The organism is Candidatus Absconditicoccus praedator (assembly GCF_021057185.1).
Taxonomy (GTDB): Bacteria; Patescibacteriota; Gracilibacteria; order Absconditabacterales; family Absconditicoccaceae; genus Absconditicoccus; species Absconditicoccus praedator.
In genome coordinates this window covers 286,306-302,810 of the sequence record NZ_CP054059.1, presented here as the reverse complement: position 1 = coordinate 302,810, position 16,505 = coordinate 286,306, and the positions used below count along the sequence as shown (strand labels likewise).

Below are 16,505 nucleotides of genomic sequence, written 5' to 3'. Positions count from 1 at the left end.
ATAGGTTTAATTAAAATAACTTGACAAAAACTATCAAAAAATTTATACTTTATATGCATATATGTGTATGCAAATAAATATAGGAGACAAAAATGCGACGACAACAAGGTGGTTTTACCCTGATCGAGCTGGTCCTCGTTCTGGTGATCCTTGGGATTCTGGCAGCTATCGCTGTCCCGAATATTATGGGACAACGAGAAGGTGCCGCGGCATCTCAGCTGCAAGGCGACCTTAGGTCGTGCATGTCTGAGGTGATGGGCGACCTGATTCGAACTGGCGATTTCCAAGACTGTGAGCTGACTCCTCTTACTGAAGTAGGTAGTGGTCTGGGATTTGGCATTGAGGGTGGTGATATTCGGATAGAAGACGATGGAAGCGCCGTAAGTTGGAATAACATCACTGAATACGACGACAGAGACCTTCCTGATGATTTCAGCTGCGAAGTAGAAGACAATCGCCGTTTCACCTGTGATTGGTAAGAAGATGAAAGTGATTAATTGAAATTTTGTTCCCCGTAGGTTTATCCTACGGGGATTTTCTATTAAGAAAAAACTCCCAACTGATTCAGTCAGGAGTGCGTTAGATAGTGTTCTTGAATTTTTCAAGAAGATTTTCCATAATCTTTTCTATTTTTTTGTTTTTTTGGCCTTCATAGATCAACATTACCCTAAAGATTGTGGTTTCGGCTTTTAGTGTCCCTATTTGTTTTGTGCCATTATGAATTTCGTATTTGTGTGGACTTATTTGGTGAGTATTCAAATAAGTGAGATTCGATATTTTTTCGGCCAAAACAAACAGGAATAAATCAGCACCTGTATCTCTGAGGTGAGTAATTTCATGCTCAACCTTTGTTTGTTTCTCACTGTTGATACTATATACATACCATGCAAGAAACAAACCCCCCAAAATCCAAAAAATATTACTCATAAGTTACCTCTCTTTGTGTGAGGTATACAATATATACTGTTTTTATCAATAAAGTCAATGTTTTTTCTAAAAGAAAATCCCCACAGTATTCAGTGGGGATGCTAAAGTTTCTAGTTTGTACTTTTAATGAGTGCATAGCTCCTTATTTTCATCCCAATGTCCACGAGGACATCTTACGTAATAACCTTCTTCAGTTTTATGATACACTCCAGAGCCTCCTTTGCATTCTTCATCCTCGTAATGTTCTTTTGGACAGAGTTTATTGTTCTTCTCATCAAACTCTGCACTTTCTGCTGTATCTTCATCTTCATAGTGTTTTGATGGATCAAAAGCACTAGCTAGAGTATACTCCCTCGAGATATCAACAAAAAACTCGTCCTCTATCTCAAAGCCTGCTGCTCTCTCTATATATCCAGTATATAACTGGAGTGTTGCAGCTGATATTACTGCCAAAAAGACAAGGATCATTATGGCAGTTATCAGGCTGGCACCTTTCTGATATTTCATTACTCTAATCTCCCCATTCTTCCTGTATAGAAGTTTGGTAAACCTCATCTCCTTCCAGAATAAGTGTAATCTGTATTATGTCATCATTTTTGTTGAATTCAACTTCCCATTCAGGATTGTTAGTGAATGGATAGGGATCACCACCATTGTATTGCTTCACTATCACATTATCATTTTCGTAGGTTATATCTCCTACCTCCAAAGAGTCATTGTTTACACTTCCTTCATTGTTTTCCAATTCCTCCTTGATATCCTCAAACAACCTTACAGGAAGATGAACTCCTTCATCTTCAAAATGCATACTTTCTCTTGTCTGTGTCCATGAATCAAGAGTGCTAACTATTGCTGGTGTTGCCATAGCCAATACTATCCCCATAATGGATAGCACCAAAATCAACTCTATCAGAGTAAAGCCTTTTTGCTTCATAAAACACCTCCTAATTTGTTGTATAATTGAAGTCAAACTCTTCCAAGCTACCGTTTTCTAATGTAATTGTACAAATTCCGTTGTCTGATTCTGCATTTTCAAACTCCCATTCTCTGAAAGAGCAATATCCATCATTACAATCAATTTCTTCACACTCAATCTCTTCATTCTCTTTGTGTTCCATTATCTGCTGAGCAAGATAATAAGCTCGGATTCTTTCTTCTACATATTCAGTTGGTTCTTCTTCATCCATTTGTACAGTTATGGCTACAAACATCTGAGTAGTAACTGCAATAGCTATGCCAATTATTACAATGGCTGCTATTGAACTAATCAGGCTCATTCCAGATTGTTTGATCTTACTCATTGTTACACTCTCCTAGTTCTGCATGTCCAGTTGGATAGATAGCTACTTTTTGGTTGTGATTGTCAGAAGAAATTGATATTTCTTTACAATCAGAGTCAGGGATGCTAATTTTTTCAGGATAGGTATATTCTGTGTTTATTGTGGATCCAAATTGGATCCCATAGTTCTTATGATTGCAGTCTGACTTATATTTCCATGGTTTTTCATTGTTTTCTAAGTGTAGTTTGCATGTAGAGCTTGTGGTGTTGTTTATGACATCTAGTCTTTTGATGTCCATTACAAGCTCTTCTGCTTGAGAAGCTACACCAGCAATGTCCTCTTCTCTTTGGAAGTCAAAATTGGGTATCGCTATTGCAGATAATACTCCAATTATAACCAAGATTGCAATCATTTCGATAAAAGTTAATCCTTGGTTTTTCATGATAGATTCTCCTATGTTACACCTATCCAAAAGGGATAGTATTTAAGATAACAAAAAAGTCAAGTCTTTTATTTATAAAATGTTTGTCATCTTTATTTGTGGTGGAGTTTGTTTTCTGTTTTAAAGATGCTGATATTCTAGTCTGCTTAGAAAAATTATTTGTTGCTTTTAAAACTTAAACATATTTTTTCTTGATTTTTTAATTTAAATCTTTATACATTAATTTACTCTGTAAAAAAAGATAATAATATTGTCTTGGTTTTACTAGTTGTTGTATATGAGCCGAGGTAGCTCAGGGGTAGAGCAGAGGCCTGAAAAGCCTTGTGTCGGCAGTTCGAATCTGCCCCTCGGCAATTCTTGATTTTACGGGAATTAGCTCAGATGGCTAGAGCGCTGGTTTTGGGAACCAGAGGTCGCAGGTTCGAGTCCTGCATTCCCGAAGTCTTGGGCAGGTAGCTCAGCAGGTTAGAGCGCACCTCTGATAAGGGTGAGGTCGGCAGTTCGAGTCTGCCCCTGCCCACCATCATAATTAATTTTATATGGACTTTTGGCAGTTAATTTCTGTCGGTGTCCTAACTTAAATGATCTTGAAAAAGACACTTAGTTTTATATAATATATTCGCTTTTTATTTATATGTATAAAAAATATTACAATGGCAGATAAGAAACCTCACGTTAATGTGTGAACAATATGACATGTGGATCATGGTAAGACAACAACAAGTTCAGCAATAGTACATGTTGCTGCTCAAAAGGGTTATGCAAAAGCATTACAGTTTGAAGATATAGATAAGGCTCCAGAAGAAAAAGATAGAGGTATTACTATTAATACAGCTCATTTGGAGTATGAGACAGACAATAGGCATTATGCTCACATAGACTGTCCATGACATGCAGACTATGTTAAGAACATGATTGTTTGAGCGGCTCAAATGGATGGTGCGATACTAGTAGTTTCTGCTCCAGATGGACCTATGCCTCAAACAAGAGAGCATATTCTTTTGGCAAAACAGGTTAATGTTCCAGCAATTACTGTGTTTTTGAATAAAGTAGACATGGTAGATGACGAAGAAATGTTGGAGTTGGTAGAAGAAGAAATAAGAGATCTTTTGAGTCAATATGATTTTGATGGAGATAATACTCCAATAATCAAAGGTTCTGCTTTGAAGGCTATAGAGAATCCTAATGATGAAGCAGCTTCACAACCTATTTGGGATCTTTTGAACTCATTGGATGAGTGGATACCAATGCCAGACAGAGATAATGATAAACCTTTCTTGATGCCAGTAGAGGATGTTTTCTCTATTAAAGGTAGGGGTACAGTTGTTACATGAAGAATAGAAAGATGAGTGATGAAGTTGAATACAGATGTAGAAATAGTAGGTATTCAAGAAGAAAAAAGAAAAACAACAGTTACAGGTATAGAAATGTTTCATAAGCAGCATGAAGAAGCTGAGGCTTGAATGAATGTTGGTTTGTTGTTGAGAGGTATTCAAAAGGACGAGGTAGAAAGATGACAAGTTTTGGCTGCTCCAGGTAGTGTGACTCCTCATAAAAAGTTTGAAGCAGAAGTTTATGTTTTGAAGAAAGAAGAGTGAGGAAGACATACTCCTTTTATGACAGGTTATAAGCCTCAGTTCTACTTCAGAACAACAGATGTAACTTGAGCAATTACTCTTCCACAAGGTACAGAAATGATTATGCCATGAGATAATGCAAAAATAAATGTAGAGCTAATTTATCCTGTAGCAATGGAAGAAGGTTTGAGGTTTGCAATAAGAGAGTGAAGTAAGACAGTTGGTGCAGGAGTTGTTACAAAAGTAGAAGACTAATTGTTTTTGAATAATGTTTTCATAAGAAGGACTGTGATTGTCCTTCTTGTGTTTTATAAAATTAAGTTTTATTGATGGCACAGAATACAAAACCAAAGTTAAGAATAAAGTTAAAAAGTTATGATTTGACTTCTTTGGAATCAGCATCTTGAAAAATAATGTGACTGCTAACAAAGTCTTGAGCAGAAGTAAAGGGGCCAATACCTCTTCCAAAAAAGAAAAAAGTTTATACTGTGTTAAAATCTCATTTTGTGTATAAAGATTCAAGAGAACAGTTTGAGAGAATAACATATTCAAGAATAGTAGATGTTACTAAAACAGGTAGTAAGACTGTAGAGTATTTGCAAAATCTAGTGATTCCTGTTGGAGTTTCGGTTGATGTAAAAGTATATTAATATTTAATAGTTAACTTTCGGTGATGGTTAAGTTAGGATTGTTGTTTAGAAAGCAAGAAATGACAAGGTTGTGGGTGGATGAAAAGTTAATGCCAGTGACATTATTAAGACTGGTTCCACAACAAATAATAAGAAAAAAAACTAAAGACTCTGATTGATATTCAGCATTGGTTGTTGGTGCAGAAAAAAAAGAGTTGGATAAGGAAAAATGAATAAAAGAAAAGTATTCTCATATTTGTGAATATAAAGTAGACGAAGAAGATTTGGATTCATATCAAGTATGAGACTTTTTAGACTTGAGCGTGTTGGAAGATATACAGTCGGTTAATATATACTGAGTGTCTAAAGGTAAATGATTTCAGGGAGCTATAAAAAGACATTGATTTAGTAGAGGTCCTGAAACTCACGGTTCTCACTTTCATAGAAGTCCGGGTTCTGTAGGATGAATGAAACCAAGAAGAGTGATAAAATGAAAAAAGCTTCCATGACGTATGTGAAGAGATTCAATAAAGCTTAAAAATGTGCCTTTGGTGGATAAGATAGCTTTAGATGAAGAATCGTTGGTAGCAGTTAAATGATCTGTGCCAGGAGCTTATAATGATTTGGTAAAAGCAAAGTAATTTATTAGATTAATAACCATATAAATGTCATACAAGGTTGTTGTTAGAAATGCTGACTGAAAAAAACTAAAAGAAAGAGATCTACCAGAAGAAATTTTTAGTGAGGAAAATATTAATCAGAATATTATCCACGAGTTTGTGGTAATGCAGTTAGCAAATGCAAGAAAACCAATTGCAAGTACAAAAACAAGATGAGATATAAAAGCTTCAGGAAAAAAGCTATATAGACAAAAATGAACATGAAGAGCAAGAGCATGAGATGCTGCTTCTCCAATAAGAACAAAAGGGTGAGTTGTTTTTTGACCAACAAATGAAGTTAACTACAAGAAAGCAATGCCAAAAAAGCAAAAAAGAAAAGCATTGCATGGAGCATTAAGTATGAAGGCAAAACAATGAGAATTGTTATGTTTGAATAAATATCCATATGAGGATATAAAAACTAAAAATGCTGAAAAAGTGTTGGAAAATTTAAAGTTAAGTTGACAAAAAACATTGTTTGTAATACCAAAGAAAAATGAAGTTTTGCAAAAATCCTTTAGGAATATTAGTTGAGTTAAGTACTGTTTGGTAGACTATCTAAATCCTTATGATGTAATAACCTACAAAAATGTATTGTTTTTGTCAGAGTCTTTAGATAGTTTGGAAAATGGAAGATAATTTAAATACTTAAAAGTGAATTATGACATTCAAGGAAAAGCTTAGAAAGAGAGCTAGGTCATCTCAATCCACAAAAGCGATGGAAAAGTTCGGCCCTTATGATATTTTATTGAAGCCAATATTTACAGAAAAGTCTTATAATCAGACAACTAATCAAAATAAATACTACTTCAAGGTTCATAAGGATGCAAACAAAGTAGATGTTAAAAAATCTATAGAGTATATATATTGAATAACACCAAAATCAGTAAACATTGTAAATGTGCCTTATAAAGGTAGAGCAAGAAGATCTTTAGTAAGAAGAGCATATAAAAAAGCTATAATAACTCTTAAAGATTGAGATAAATTAGATATGTTGACATAAGTTTTAAAACATTAAGTCTTAAATGATGAATATAAAGACATACAAACCGTATACTCCATCAAGACGTTACATGACTGGTTATGATTTCTCAAAAATAACAAAAAAGAGACCAGAAAAAAAATTGGTAAAATTTATAGGTTCAAAGTGATGAAGAAATCAGTATTGAAGAACTACAGTTAGATTTAGATGAGGAGGTCATAAAAAACTATATAGAATTATAGATTTTAAGGGGTATGACAAATTAGATGTACCAGGAAAGGTAGAAGCAATAGAATATGATCCCTATAGAGCAGCAAGAATAGCGCTTGTAGCTTACTCTGACTGAGAAAAAAGATATAATATAGCGTGGAAATGAGTGGAAGTAGGTGATGAGGTAATGAATTCAAACAAGCCAGTTTATAAGGAATGAAATAGAAAGCAATTGAAAAATATACCGGAAGGTTTCAGTGTCTTTAATCTAGAGTATACTCCTTATACAAAATGAAAATTGGTAAGATCAGCATGAAATTATGCTACAATAATTGGTAAAGATGAGCATGCAAAAACAGTTTTTGTAAAATTAGCTTCATGAGAAATCAGAAAGTTTAACGAAAACTGTTGGGCAACAATAGGTCAGGTAAGTACAGAAGAGCATAAAAATATAGTTCTATGAAAAGCATGAAGAAGTAGATGGTTGTGAAGAAGGCCTAAAGTTAGATGAAAAGCCATGAACCCTGTAGATCACCCTCACGGAGGTTGAGAATGAGGTACAGATATAGCGCTTAAATACCCAAAGTCTTTTACTTGAAGGCCAGTACCTCCGTACAAAAAAACAAGAAAAAAGAAGAAGTGGTCTGATAAGTTTATTGTTTCTAGAAGAACAAAAAACTAATTTAATACTTAAAACATAAGATAATGTCAAGATCTTTGAAAAAATGATTTTATATAAATCAAAGATTGTTGGGGAAGGTAAACAAAATGAAAGAAACTTGAGAGAAGAAAGTTTTAAAAGTATGGGATAGGGCTTCTCAAATATCCCCAGAGATGGTTTGATTTACTTTTGCAGTGCACAATTGAAAGCAGTTTGTGAGTGTATATGTAACAGAAGAGATGATAGGTCATAGATTTGGTGAGTTCTCTCTTACAAGAACTTTTAGATGACATCCGTTTTAAGAAAACCATTTAAGAAGGACATTTATAAATTGTAAAAAATACCGATGAATAAAAATCTAACTTGTACATTAAGATATGCTACAACATCAGATAAAAAAATGAATCTAGTTGCAAAAATGGTAAGATGAAAAAGTGTACAACAGGCTCAAAATATGCTAAAATACACGCCAAAGAAATGAGCTGGAATTTTGTTGAAAGTAATAAACTCTGCTGTAGCAAATGCTAAAAATAATGGATGATATGATCCTTCTAGCTTATATATTTCTACAATAGATGTATGAAGAGGGATGAAAATAAAGAGAATAAAGTTTGCTTCAAGATCAAGAGTTCATCCATACATTAAACATAGATCATTTGTGAGAGTTGTTTTAGATACTAAGCAAAGTTAATGTGACAAAAAATAGACCCAAGAGGTTTCAGGGCAGGAATAACTAAGTGATGGCCTACAGAATGGATAGCAAAAACTAAGTCTCAAAGTGCAAAGTTTTTTGTAGAAGACGTTAAAATAATGGATTTTGTAGAGAGTTTCTATCCAAGAAGTGGAGTATGAAAAGTAGTAGTAAAAAAGACTGAAAATGATGGAGAAGTAATAATATTCACAGCCAAGCCGGCTTTGATAATTTGAAAGCAATGAGCAAAATTGAATGAATTTCAGTCAAAACTAAAGAAAAAGTTTTGAAAAGAGTTCAAAGTAAATGTGAAAGAAATAAAAACTCCAGAGTTATCAGCAAAAGTGATGGCAGAGTTAGCTGCAGAACAGTTAGAAAAAAGAATGCCATTTAGAAGAGTATGAAAATGAATAATCCAAAGGGTTATGGATAAATGAGCAAAGTGAGTAAAGTTGTATATATCAGGAAGACTTTGATGAGCTGATATAGCAAGATGAGAAACATTTATTGACTGAAGAGTTCCTTTGCAAACTATTAGAGCAGATATAGATTATTATTATACAACTGCTGTAACAAAATACTGAGTTTTGTGAGTAAAAGTTTGGGTATATAAGGGAGATGTGTATAAAAAATCTAAAAGTAGAAGATAAATTTACTTCGTTATAGAAAAAAATAATGTCTTTATTGATGCCAAAAAAATGGAAACATAGAAAAGTACATAGATGAAGGATAAAATGAGCAAGCCACAGATGAGATTATGTATCTTTTGGAGATTTTTGAATGAAAGCAACTTCAAATAATTATCTAACAAACAGACAAATTGAAGCAGCAAGAAAAGTGATAGTAAGATACACAAGAAAAGTTTGAAAAATCTGGATTAGAGTATTCCCAGATATGCCTTATACCAAGAAGTGACTTGAAATGCCAATGGGTAAAGGTAAATGAGATTTGGAAAAATATGTAGTGAGAGTTAAAAGATGAAGAATACTATTTGAGATTAATTGAGTAAGTAGAAAAGTGGCAGATGAAGCTTTGAAACAGGCTTCTTATAAATTGCCAATTTCCACAAGAGTTGTAGAAAAGTGAGAGGTAAGATAACTGAGTCTAATTAGACCTTTAATTTTTAAAAATTTGCTACCATGAGTAAGCTAAAAATGAACGAAATAATGCAAAAAAATGTAAAAGAGCTAGTAGCTCAAAGAAACAAGCTGAAAAAAGAGCTTTTTGATCTAAGAATAAAAAACTCTATGAGGTGATTGACACAAACCCACAAAATTAAGCAGACAAGAAGAAATATAGCAAGAGTAAACACTGCTTTACATCATAAACTGAACAAATAACTATGGCTATTATATGAGGGAAAAATATAAAGGAGTTTGTATGAAGAGTGGTAAGTGATAAAATGGATAAATCTATAGTAGTAGAAGTAGAAACCGCAAAAGTACATCCTTTGTATAGAAAAAGATATATTTCCAAAAAGAAATATCATGCCCATGATCAAAATAACGAGGCAACAAAATGATCTTTGGTAAAAATTAGAGAAAGTAGGCCAATAAGTAAATTAAAAAGATGGCAACTAGTAGAAGTAGTTGAAAAACAAGAAATTTAGTTTTTTTATAAAAAATAACGATGATCCAACAAGAATCACAAGTAAAAGTAATTGACAATACTTGAGCAAAATCAGGGAGAGTAATAAGAGTTTTGAAGTGATCATTTCCTACTTACGCAACAGTTGGAGATAAAGTGGTAATAGCAATAAAATCTGCTGTTCCTGGTTGACAAGCTTCAAAGTGAGAAGTAGCTCATGCTGTTGTTGTAAGGACTAGAAAAGAGGTAAAAAGACCAGATGGTTCATACATAAGATTTGGGGATAACGCTGTTGCATTGGTAGGAAAAGATTGAGCTCCTAGAGGGAAAAGAATCTTTTGACCTGTTGCAAAAGAACTAAGATCAAAATGATATAAAACAGTAGCCAACATGGCAGAAGAAATAATATAATTTTACAAAATAATTTATCATTATGAAAAAGATTAAAACAGGTGATAAAGTGCAAGTAATAGCAGGTAGTTATAAATGATCTGTGTCGGTAGTAGAAAAAGTAGAAAATGACAAAGTATATGTAAAGTGAGTAAATGTAAGAAAAAAAGCTGTAAAAAAACAGTGATTCATGGATAAAACTATGCCAATACACATTTCCAATGTAGCTATTTACTCAGAAAAACTACAAAAACCTACTAAAGTAGGGTTCCAAGAAAAAGATGGGAAAAAAGTTAGAATTTGTAAAAAAACACAAGAGCAGATATAGTGATGTTAATTTAAAATTTAAATTCGTTTAGAATGAATCTTTACAAAGAATTCAAAGAAAAAATATCATACGACTTGCAAAAAGATATGTGAAAATCAAACATTTTAGCAATACCTAGAATAGAAAAAGTGGTAGTATCAATGTGAATTTGAACATTGGTGACAAAAAAGTGAGTAAAGGATTTTTCTGATTTGATAGATAATCTGAAAAAAATAACATGACAAAAGCCTACTGTTGTAAATGCAAAGAAGTCAGTATCTACATTTAAGTTAAGAGAGTGAATGCCAGTAATGCTAAAAACTACTTTGAGAAGACAAAAAGCTTATGACTTCATAGATAGGCTTAATAAATTGGTTCTTCCAAGAGTAAGAGATTTTGAGTGAATATCATCAAAGAAGTTTGATTGAAGAGGAAATTATAATATATGATTTAAAAATCAGACTGTGTTCCCAGAATTATCACCAGAAGAGATAATAACTCAGCATGGTATACAAGTAAATATTACTACAACGACAACATCAGATGAGGAAGCAAAAAAGCTTTTGAAATCATTGTGAATAATATTTGCTGAAAAAAAATAATTTAATTAGTAATACATTATTATGGCAAGAAAGTCCTTGATTGTTAAGCAAGAAAAGCTTGATAAACTTAGAGAAAAATGTATAAGAGAGTGAAAAAAAATGAAAAAGCCTACAAAATATTACAACAGGTGTAAATGTTGTGGTAGAACAAGGTGATATATGAGAGAGTTTTGAGTTTGTAGAATATGTTTCAGAAAATATGCAAGAGCGGGTATGATTATGTGAGTTAAAAAATCAAGTTGGTAAAATTTGTTTTATTTAGAATATTAAAAAATAAATATGAATATTGTGAATTCTCCAGTGCATGATTTGTTGATAAGAATTAAAAATGCATACATGGCAAGAAAAAAGTCAATAAAATGAGTGATTTACTCAAAAATGAAAGAAAATATCTTAAAACTACTAAAAGAAAATAATTTTGTGGAGGATTATAAAGTTGTAGAAGACTGAAAAAAAGCTTTCATAGAGATAACTCTATTTGAGGTAAAAGATCCTGTTAAAGATATACCAGTTGTAAAATTTCATTCCAAGCCATCTAGACGTTGGTATGTGTCAGTAGATATGATATGAAAAGTAGCTGGTTGAAAGTGAATTTGAATTTTGTCTACAAGTAAATGAATACTAACAAATAATCAAGCAAAAGAAATGAATGTTTGATGAGAGCTTATCGCTGAAATTTACTAATATTTAATTTTGTAATCTATACAAATGTCAAGAATCGGAAAACTTCCTATAAATATTCCTGAGTGAGTAGAAGTAAAAATAGATTGAAATAATGTGTCAGTAAAATGACAAAAATGAGAGTTATCAAATTCTTTTTCAGAAAGAGTAACTATTGAAGAAAAAGAATGACAAATACTGGTATCAATAAAAGATAATGAAGATAAAAACCTATGGTGACTAACAAGAAGCCTTATAAATAATATGGTAGAGTGAGTTCAAAACTGATTCCAAAAAAGACTTAAAATAGTAGGAGTATGATATTCTGCAAAAGTGGAGTGACAAAAAGTAACATTGCATTTGTGATACTCTCATCCAATAGATTATAACTTACCCGATGGAATTACAGCAAGTTTAGATAAAGATCCAAAATGAGCTCAAATTCTTGTAATATCTGGAATAGATAAGCAGCTTGTGTGACAAGTAACATCTAATATTAGATTTTTGAGACCACCAGAGCCATATAAATGAAAAGGAATAAGGTATGAGTGAGAAGCAATTAAGACAAAAGTGTGAAAAACTGCTAAAAAATAATTTAATAGGTTAATTTAAATTAAATGAGAAAAATAACAAACAAGTTGTACGAAAAAAAACATAGGTATCAAAAAAGAAAAGAAAAGTCTAATAATAGGCTAAAGACAAATACAAATTTGCCTAGAGTGATAGTAAATAAATCAAACTGTTATAATTATGCTCAAGTAGTAGATAAGTCAGGAAAAGTTTTGGCAGTAGCTAATGATCTAAAAGATTCAGAATGAACAAAAAAGGAAAAAGCACTTCGTGTATGACAAAAAATTGCAGAAAAACTGAAATCTAACTGAATAGAAAAAGTTGCTTTTGACAGAAATTGAAATATTTACCATGGAAGAGTAGCAAAAGTAGCTGAGTGAATAAGACAATGATGAGTTTCTTTATAATTTAGTTTATTAAAAGTATATTGATGGAAAAAAATGGTAGACAACCTAAACAGGAAAAACAATTTGAAGAAAGACTATTGGAAGTAAGAAGAGTGACAAGAGTTACAAAATGATGAAGACAATTGGCCTTTAGAGCTGTAATGATAATCTGAGATAAGAAAGGAAAAATTTGATTGTGACTTGCAAAATCTCAGGATGTAATATGAGCAATTCAAAAAGCTACACATGATGCATATAAAAATATTAAAAAAGTACCAATAGTATGAGCAAACTCTGTTCCATACTGAAAAACTCATAAATATAAAGCAGCATTAGTAAGATTAATGCCAGCTGGTCCAGGTACATGACTAAAAGCTTGATCTTCTGTGAGATCTGTCTTGGAGCTTGCAGGATACAACAATATTTTGACAAAAATTCTTTGAACAAATAATAAACTAAATAATGCTTTGGCAACAATTAATGCTCTTAGTTTATACAAAGTTAACACAGTAAAGCCAAAAAAAGTTGAAGAAAAGACAGAGGCATAAATTTATTTAATAAATGTTTATCCTAATGGAGGAAATTCTAACAAAATCCAATTGATACACAAAAGCTAAGAAAAAACTTGGTAGAGGTAACTCATCTTGAAAATGAAATTATTCAGGAAGATGAATAAAATGACAAAAATCAAGATCTGGTTATAGTAAAAGACCAGGTTTTGAATGAGGTCAAACTCCTCTAAACAAAAGGCTACCAAAACTAAGATGATTCAAAAGATTTTTCAAACTAGTAGATAATTATGATATAGTTAATCTAAAGGACTTAGAAAATGATGATAGAATATCAGAAAATATAGATAAGGCTGTTCTAAAACAACTAGGTTATATAAAATCCGAAAAAAGCAAAGTAAAGCTTTTATGAGATTGAGATATAACTAAAAAATTAACTATCACTGGATTGGATAAATGTTCAAAATCTGCAAAAGAAAAAATAGAAAATGCTTGATGAACTGTTAGTTAATTTTATTTAGTTTCCAATTATATAAGATATGTTTAAGATATTAAATTATTTACAACAAATACGAGAGAGTCCAACTGTTCGAAGAAAGTTGTTGTTTATGGTTGCGATCCTAGCTTTATATAGATTAATGGTATTTGTGCCTGTGCCATTTGTAGATGTTGATACTTTTATGATGGCTACAATGGATGATGCTTGAGGTTTGGAGTTTTTTGCAATGCTTTTGTGATGAACAATAGAACAGTTTTCTATAGTGGCGGTTTGACTTATTCCTTTCATTAATGCATCTATTATAATGCAACTTTTGGCAGCAGTAGTACCACAGTTAGAAGAACTAAAAGAGCAGTGAGAGACATGACAGATGAAAATACAACAGTATACAAGATATTTGACATTGCCCTTAGCTTTTGTGCAGGCAATTTGAATGATATTTTTCATAAATAATATTCTTTGATGAGATGTTATCCAAACAACTGTTTGAAATGTAATATTAGCAGCCTTTGCTATGAGTGTGTGAACAATGATTCTTATGTGGTTTTGAGAAATGATTACTGAAAAGTGAATGGCAAATGGTATATCGTTGTTGATTTTCTCTTCGATAGTTGCTTGAATGACTTCTCAAGTATATAATTATATATGACAAGCAGGTGCAGATATTGTTTGAATAATAGTGTTTATGTTTTTGCTTGTATTGATATTGGTGATATTGGCTATACTACTGGTAAAAACCAAAAAGGATATTCCTATTGTATACTCCAGACAGTGAAACGTAGAAGATACTGCTTCATTGCCAATACCATTGAATCCGGTTTGAATGATACCAATTATTTTTGCAATAGCATTTGCTAGTTTCCCCTACTTATTGTCCCAATTAATGGTAAGAGTATGAACACAAAATGAATTTGTACAAGCTTCAGCTTCTTGGATAGAGACTCATCTTAATATATATACTCAACAGCCATCAGTAATAGCAATAATAGTATATTTCTTGCTGATAGTTGCTTTTACATTCTTTTATACTATCATTGTATTTAATCCTGATAGAATGGCTGATAATATACAAAAGAGGTGATGATTTATCCCAGGTATAAGACCATGAGAAGAAACAGCAAAGTACATAAATCAGACATTGTATCATTTATGTTTTTGGTGAGGTATATGACTATGATTGATAGGTATATATAGTTATGTTCTTTCTTATATACCGTTTATACAGCAGGCAACTCAAAGTGTTTGAGCTATACCAGTAGTTGTGTCAGGTGCGGGTATTATAATTATAGTAAATGTGGTTGTGGATATTATTAACAGATTGAACTCCCAGCTTGCTATGGAGAAGTATGATAAAATATAAAACATATATGAAACAATTTGAAACTGTCAGGTAGTTTGTTTATACCTGGCAGTTTTTTATTTTGTTGATTTTGAGATATAAATAAATATATTAATATAAATTTAACTTTTAAATGATTGCTTTATGTCTTTGTACTTGAAATATCGTCCTATTAGTTTTGATGATGTAGTAGAACAAGATCATATTAGAGATATTTTGAAATCTCAAGTAAAAAACAGTGAATGCTCGAACAATTATTTGTTTTTTGGATCAAGATGAACATGAAAAACTTCAATAGCAAGAATTTTGTGAAAGGCAGTAAACTGTTTGGAGTCATCTGATGGTAATCCATGCTGAAAATGTGACAACTGCCAAACTATTGCTGAAGGCAAAAACTTGGATTTTGTAGAAATAGATGCTGCATCTCACACTCAAGTTGATAATATTAGAGAAGAAATACTAGAAAAAGCTTTGTATACTCCAACCAAACTTTCAAAGAAAGTATATATTATAGATGAAGTACATATGCTATCCAAGGCCGCATTCAATGCATTATTAAAAATAATGGAGGAGCCACCATCTTATCTTTTTTTTATATTAGCAACTACAGAAATTAATAAAGTACCAGACACGATCGTGTCTAGATCACAGGTTTTTAATTTCAAGAGACTTTCAGTAGAGTATATAGCTCAAAGACTTGAATATATTTGTGATAATGAGAGTATAAACTATCAAAAACAAGCATTAAAAAGTATAGCAAATATGTCTGATTGAGCAATGAGAGATGCTATAAAATATCTGGAACAGGTAGCCTCTTTGTGAGATGTGATTGAAGAAAATGTATCTGTTTTTTTGTGAGTTTTGGATGAAAGTAGGTTAGAAGAATTTATAAAAATTGTTAGAAAGTGAGATTTTGATAAGGTGATTGAGTTTATAGATAATCTTAAAAATTCTTGAATAGATATGTATAATTTTGTAAATCAACTTTTGCAGCATGTAGACAAGAAATTTATGGAAGATCCAAAGTTTTATTCATATTTTTCTGAAGCAGTTGGAGAAACAATGACTGCATTGAAAACATATCCTGTATCGGATCTTGTTCTGAAAACAAAGGTTTATAGAATTATCAATGAGTTATGATTTTCTGCTCAAAAAAAAGAGTCTATCTCAGAAGATGAATCAAATAATTTTTCAGATTGAAATATAGATAGCTGACCTGACAAGCCTAATCTTAATGTTGAATGAAAAGAAAAAGAAAGCAGCTTTGATACTAAAAATTCAGAAAAAGTAGAAGATTCCAAAATAGAAATAGATTTTCAAGATGTTTTTTGAAAAGTTTTAGAAAATGTAGATAAAACCGCAATTAAAACTATCCTAAAAAGGTATATGGATGTGAAGTCTTATGAAAGTTGAGTACTAAATTTGGTTGTAATAAACAAAATGCAGTATAATATTGTTAGTAAGGTTGAAAATAAACAATATTTAGAAAAAATATTTGCAAAATTTATGGATGATGGATTTTCTGGAATTCGTATACATTATCAGTCAAAAGAAGACTATCTGAATGAAAAATTATAAAACCCTGTCAATTTGACAGG

The 16,505-nt window shown here is 31.8% G+C and carries 29 protein-coding genes and 3 tRNA genes; 27 read left to right on the top strand and 5 right to left on the bottom strand.

Translation table 25 applies throughout. The features are described from left to right. Positions 1–92: 92 nt before the first annotated feature. Complete coding sequence (locus HLG78_RS05395) at positions 93–479, top strand: type II secretion system protein (RefSeq protein ID WP_275670615.1); 387 nt, start codon at positions 93–95, stop codon at positions 477–479. 100 nt (positions 480–579) lie between these two features. Here the strand turns inward: HLG78_RS05395 and HLG78_RS01460 are convergent, their stop codons facing one another. The 5 genes from HLG78_RS01460 to HLG78_RS01440 form a co-directional block, all read right to left on the bottom strand. Further along, positions 580–927, bottom strand: coding sequence for a hypothetical protein (locus HLG78_RS01460; protein WP_231179787.1), 348 nt, complete (start codon positions 925–927; stop codon positions 580–582). A 123-nt stretch (positions 928–1,050) separates the two neighbouring features. Beyond that, the gene (locus HLG78_RS01455) at positions 1,051–1,434 is read right to left on the bottom strand and encodes a hypothetical protein (protein ID WP_231179784.1); all 384 of its coding nucleotides are present in this window, start codon (positions 1,432–1,434) and stop codon (positions 1,051–1,053) included. Between the two features lie 4 nt (positions 1,435–1,438). Then, positions 1,439–1,861, bottom strand: coding sequence for a type II secretion system protein (locus tag HLG78_RS01450; protein ID WP_231179781.1), 423 nt, complete (start codon positions 1,859–1,861; stop codon positions 1,439–1,441). A 10-nt stretch (positions 1,862–1,871) separates the two neighbouring features. Beyond that, complete coding sequence (locus HLG78_RS01445) at positions 1,872–2,228, bottom strand: hypothetical protein (RefSeq protein WP_231179777.1); 357 nt, start codon at positions 2,226–2,228, stop codon at positions 1,872–1,874. Then, positions 2,221–2,619, bottom strand: a complete 399-nt coding sequence (locus HLG78_RS01440) for a pilus assembly FimT family protein (protein ID WP_231179773.1) — start codon at positions 2,617–2,619, stop codon at positions 2,221–2,223. The genes HLG78_RS01445 and HLG78_RS01440 overlap by 8 nt, the downstream gene beginning before the upstream one ends. A 311-nt stretch (positions 2,620–2,930) precedes the next feature. Here HLG78_RS01440 and HLG78_RS01435 point away from each other — a divergent pair. The 26 genes from HLG78_RS01435 (at position 2,931) to dnaX (ending at position 16,485) form a co-directional block, all read left to right on the top strand. After that, positions 2,931–3,002 (top strand) — tRNA-Phe (locus HLG78_RS01435). A gap of 13 nt (positions 3,003–3,015) precedes the next feature. Next, positions 3,016–3,089 (top strand) — tRNA-Pro (locus tag HLG78_RS01430). 6 nt (positions 3,090–3,095) lie between these two features. Continuing rightward, positions 3,096–3,172, top strand: a tRNA-Ile gene (locus HLG78_RS01425). A gap of 130 nt (positions 3,173–3,302) precedes the next feature. Then, positions 3,303–4,481 carry an elongation factor Tu gene (gene tuf / locus HLG78_RS01420; protein WP_231179770.1) on the top strand — a complete coding sequence of 393 codons (1,179 nt, stop codon included), beginning with the start codon at positions 3,303–3,305 and terminating at the stop codon, positions 4,479–4,481. 74 nt (positions 4,482–4,555) lie between these two features. Beyond that, positions 4,556–4,876, top strand: a complete 321-nt coding sequence (gene rpsJ / locus HLG78_RS01415; RefSeq protein WP_231179767.1) for a 30S ribosomal protein S10 — start codon at positions 4,556–4,558, stop codon at positions 4,874–4,876. A 23-nt stretch (positions 4,877–4,899) separates the two neighbouring features. Beyond that, positions 4,900–5,496 (top strand): 50S ribosomal protein L3, encoded by a 597-nt coding sequence (gene rplC, locus HLG78_RS01410; RefSeq protein ID WP_231179765.1) that lies wholly within the window; start codon positions 4,900–4,902, stop codon positions 5,494–5,496. Between the two features lie 24 nt (positions 5,497–5,520). Further along, on the top strand, positions 5,521–6,153 hold the full coding sequence (gene rplD / locus HLG78_RS01405; protein ID WP_231179763.1) for a 50S ribosomal protein L4: 633 nt from the start codon (positions 5,521–5,523) through the stop codon (positions 6,151–6,153). A gap of 22 nt (positions 6,154–6,175) precedes the next feature. Next, positions 6,176–6,517 carry a 50S ribosomal protein L23 gene (gene rplW, locus HLG78_RS01400; RefSeq protein ID WP_231179760.1) on the top strand — a complete coding sequence of 114 codons (342 nt, stop codon included), beginning with the start codon at positions 6,176–6,178 and terminating at the stop codon, positions 6,515–6,517. A 25-nt stretch (positions 6,518–6,542) separates the two neighbouring features. Further along, positions 6,543–7,388, top strand: coding sequence for a 50S ribosomal protein L2 (gene rplB / locus HLG78_RS01395; protein WP_231180849.1), 846 nt, complete (start codon positions 6,543–6,545; stop codon positions 7,386–7,388). A 23-nt stretch (positions 7,389–7,411) separates the two neighbouring features. Then, positions 7,412–7,669, top strand: a complete 258-nt coding sequence (gene rpsS, locus HLG78_RS01390; protein ID WP_231179758.1) for a 30S ribosomal protein S19 — start codon at positions 7,412–7,414, stop codon at positions 7,667–7,669. A 44-nt stretch (positions 7,670–7,713) separates the two neighbouring features. Continuing rightward, a complete protein-coding gene (rplV, locus tag HLG78_RS01385; protein ID WP_231179669.1) occupies positions 7,714–8,058 on the top strand; it encodes a 50S ribosomal protein L22 in 345 nt (114 codons plus the stop codon). Beyond that, positions 8,058–8,708, top strand: coding sequence for a 30S ribosomal protein S3 (rpsC, locus tag HLG78_RS01380; RefSeq protein WP_231179634.1), 651 nt, complete (start codon positions 8,058–8,060; stop codon positions 8,706–8,708). Before rplV ends, rpsC begins: the two co-directional genes overlap by 1 nt. Positions 8,709–8,733: 25 nt before the next feature. Further along, entirely contained in the window at positions 8,734–9,156 is a 423-nt protein-coding gene (gene rplP / locus HLG78_RS01375; protein ID WP_231179631.1) for a 50S ribosomal protein L16, read from the top strand. A 56-nt stretch (positions 9,157–9,212) separates the two neighbouring features. Next, positions 9,213–9,398: a 50S ribosomal protein L29 gene (gene rpmC, locus HLG78_RS01370; protein WP_231179597.1), complete on the top strand. Its 186-nt coding sequence runs from the start codon at positions 9,213–9,215 to the stop codon at positions 9,396–9,398. A 2-nt stretch (positions 9,399–9,400) separates the two neighbouring features. Next, entirely contained in the window at positions 9,401–9,667 is a 267-nt protein-coding gene (rpsQ, locus tag HLG78_RS01365; protein ID WP_231179540.1) for a 30S ribosomal protein S17, read from the top strand. Positions 9,668–9,687: 20 nt separating this feature from the next. Beyond that, the gene (gene rplN / locus HLG78_RS01360) at positions 9,688–10,056 is read left to right on the top strand and encodes a 50S ribosomal protein L14 (RefSeq protein ID WP_231179462.1); all 369 of its coding nucleotides are present in this window, start codon (positions 9,688–9,690) and stop codon (positions 10,054–10,056) included. Positions 10,057–10,078: 22 nt separating this feature from the next. Then, a complete protein-coding gene (gene rplX, locus HLG78_RS01355) occupies positions 10,079–10,363 on the top strand; it encodes a 50S ribosomal protein L24 (protein ID WP_231179460.1) in 285 nt (94 codons plus the stop codon). A 32-nt stretch (positions 10,364–10,395) separates the two neighbouring features. Continuing rightward, the gene (gene rplE / locus HLG78_RS01350; protein ID WP_231179458.1) at positions 10,396–10,944 is read left to right on the top strand and encodes a 50S ribosomal protein L5; all 549 of its coding nucleotides are present in this window, start codon (positions 10,396–10,398) and stop codon (positions 10,942–10,944) included. Between the two features lie 21 nt (positions 10,945–10,965). After that, positions 10,966–11,190 (top strand): uS14 family ribosomal protein, encoded by a 225-nt coding sequence (locus HLG78_RS01345; RefSeq protein WP_231179456.1) that lies wholly within the window; start codon positions 10,966–10,968, stop codon positions 11,188–11,190. Between the two features lie 33 nt (positions 11,191–11,223). After that, on the top strand, positions 11,224–11,628 hold the full coding sequence (locus tag HLG78_RS01340) for an uS8 family ribosomal protein (RefSeq protein WP_231179390.1): 405 nt from the start codon (positions 11,224–11,226) through the stop codon (positions 11,626–11,628). A gap of 24 nt (positions 11,629–11,652) precedes the next feature. Next, positions 11,653–12,198 carry a 50S ribosomal protein L6 gene (rplF, locus tag HLG78_RS01335; RefSeq protein WP_231179388.1) on the top strand — a complete coding sequence of 182 codons (546 nt, stop codon included), beginning with the start codon at positions 11,653–11,655 and terminating at the stop codon, positions 12,196–12,198. Positions 12,199–12,221: 23 nt separating this feature from the next. Next, positions 12,222–12,581 carry a 50S ribosomal protein L18 gene (locus HLG78_RS01330; RefSeq protein ID WP_231179386.1) on the top strand — a complete coding sequence of 120 codons (360 nt, stop codon included), beginning with the start codon at positions 12,222–12,224 and terminating at the stop codon, positions 12,579–12,581. Between the two features lie 23 nt (positions 12,582–12,604). Next, a complete protein-coding gene (locus tag HLG78_RS01325) occupies positions 12,605–13,108 on the top strand; it encodes a 30S ribosomal protein S5 (RefSeq protein ID WP_231179383.1) in 504 nt (167 codons plus the stop codon). 25 nt (positions 13,109–13,133) lie between these two features. After that, positions 13,134–13,580, top strand: coding sequence for a 50S ribosomal protein L15 (gene rplO, locus HLG78_RS01320; RefSeq protein ID WP_231179380.1), 447 nt, complete (start codon positions 13,134–13,136; stop codon positions 13,578–13,580). A 28-nt stretch (positions 13,581–13,608) separates the two neighbouring features. Beyond that, on the top strand, positions 13,609–14,928 hold the full coding sequence (secY, locus tag HLG78_RS01315) for a preprotein translocase subunit SecY (RefSeq protein WP_231179377.1): 1,320 nt from the start codon (positions 13,609–13,611) through the stop codon (positions 14,926–14,928). Positions 14,929–15,051: 123 nt separating this feature from the next. After that, the gene (dnaX, locus tag HLG78_RS01310; RefSeq protein ID WP_231179374.1) at positions 15,052–16,485 is read left to right on the top strand and encodes a DNA polymerase III subunit gamma/tau; all 1,434 of its coding nucleotides are present in this window, start codon (positions 15,052–15,054) and stop codon (positions 16,483–16,485) included. Positions 16,486–16,505 lie beyond the last annotated feature (20 nt).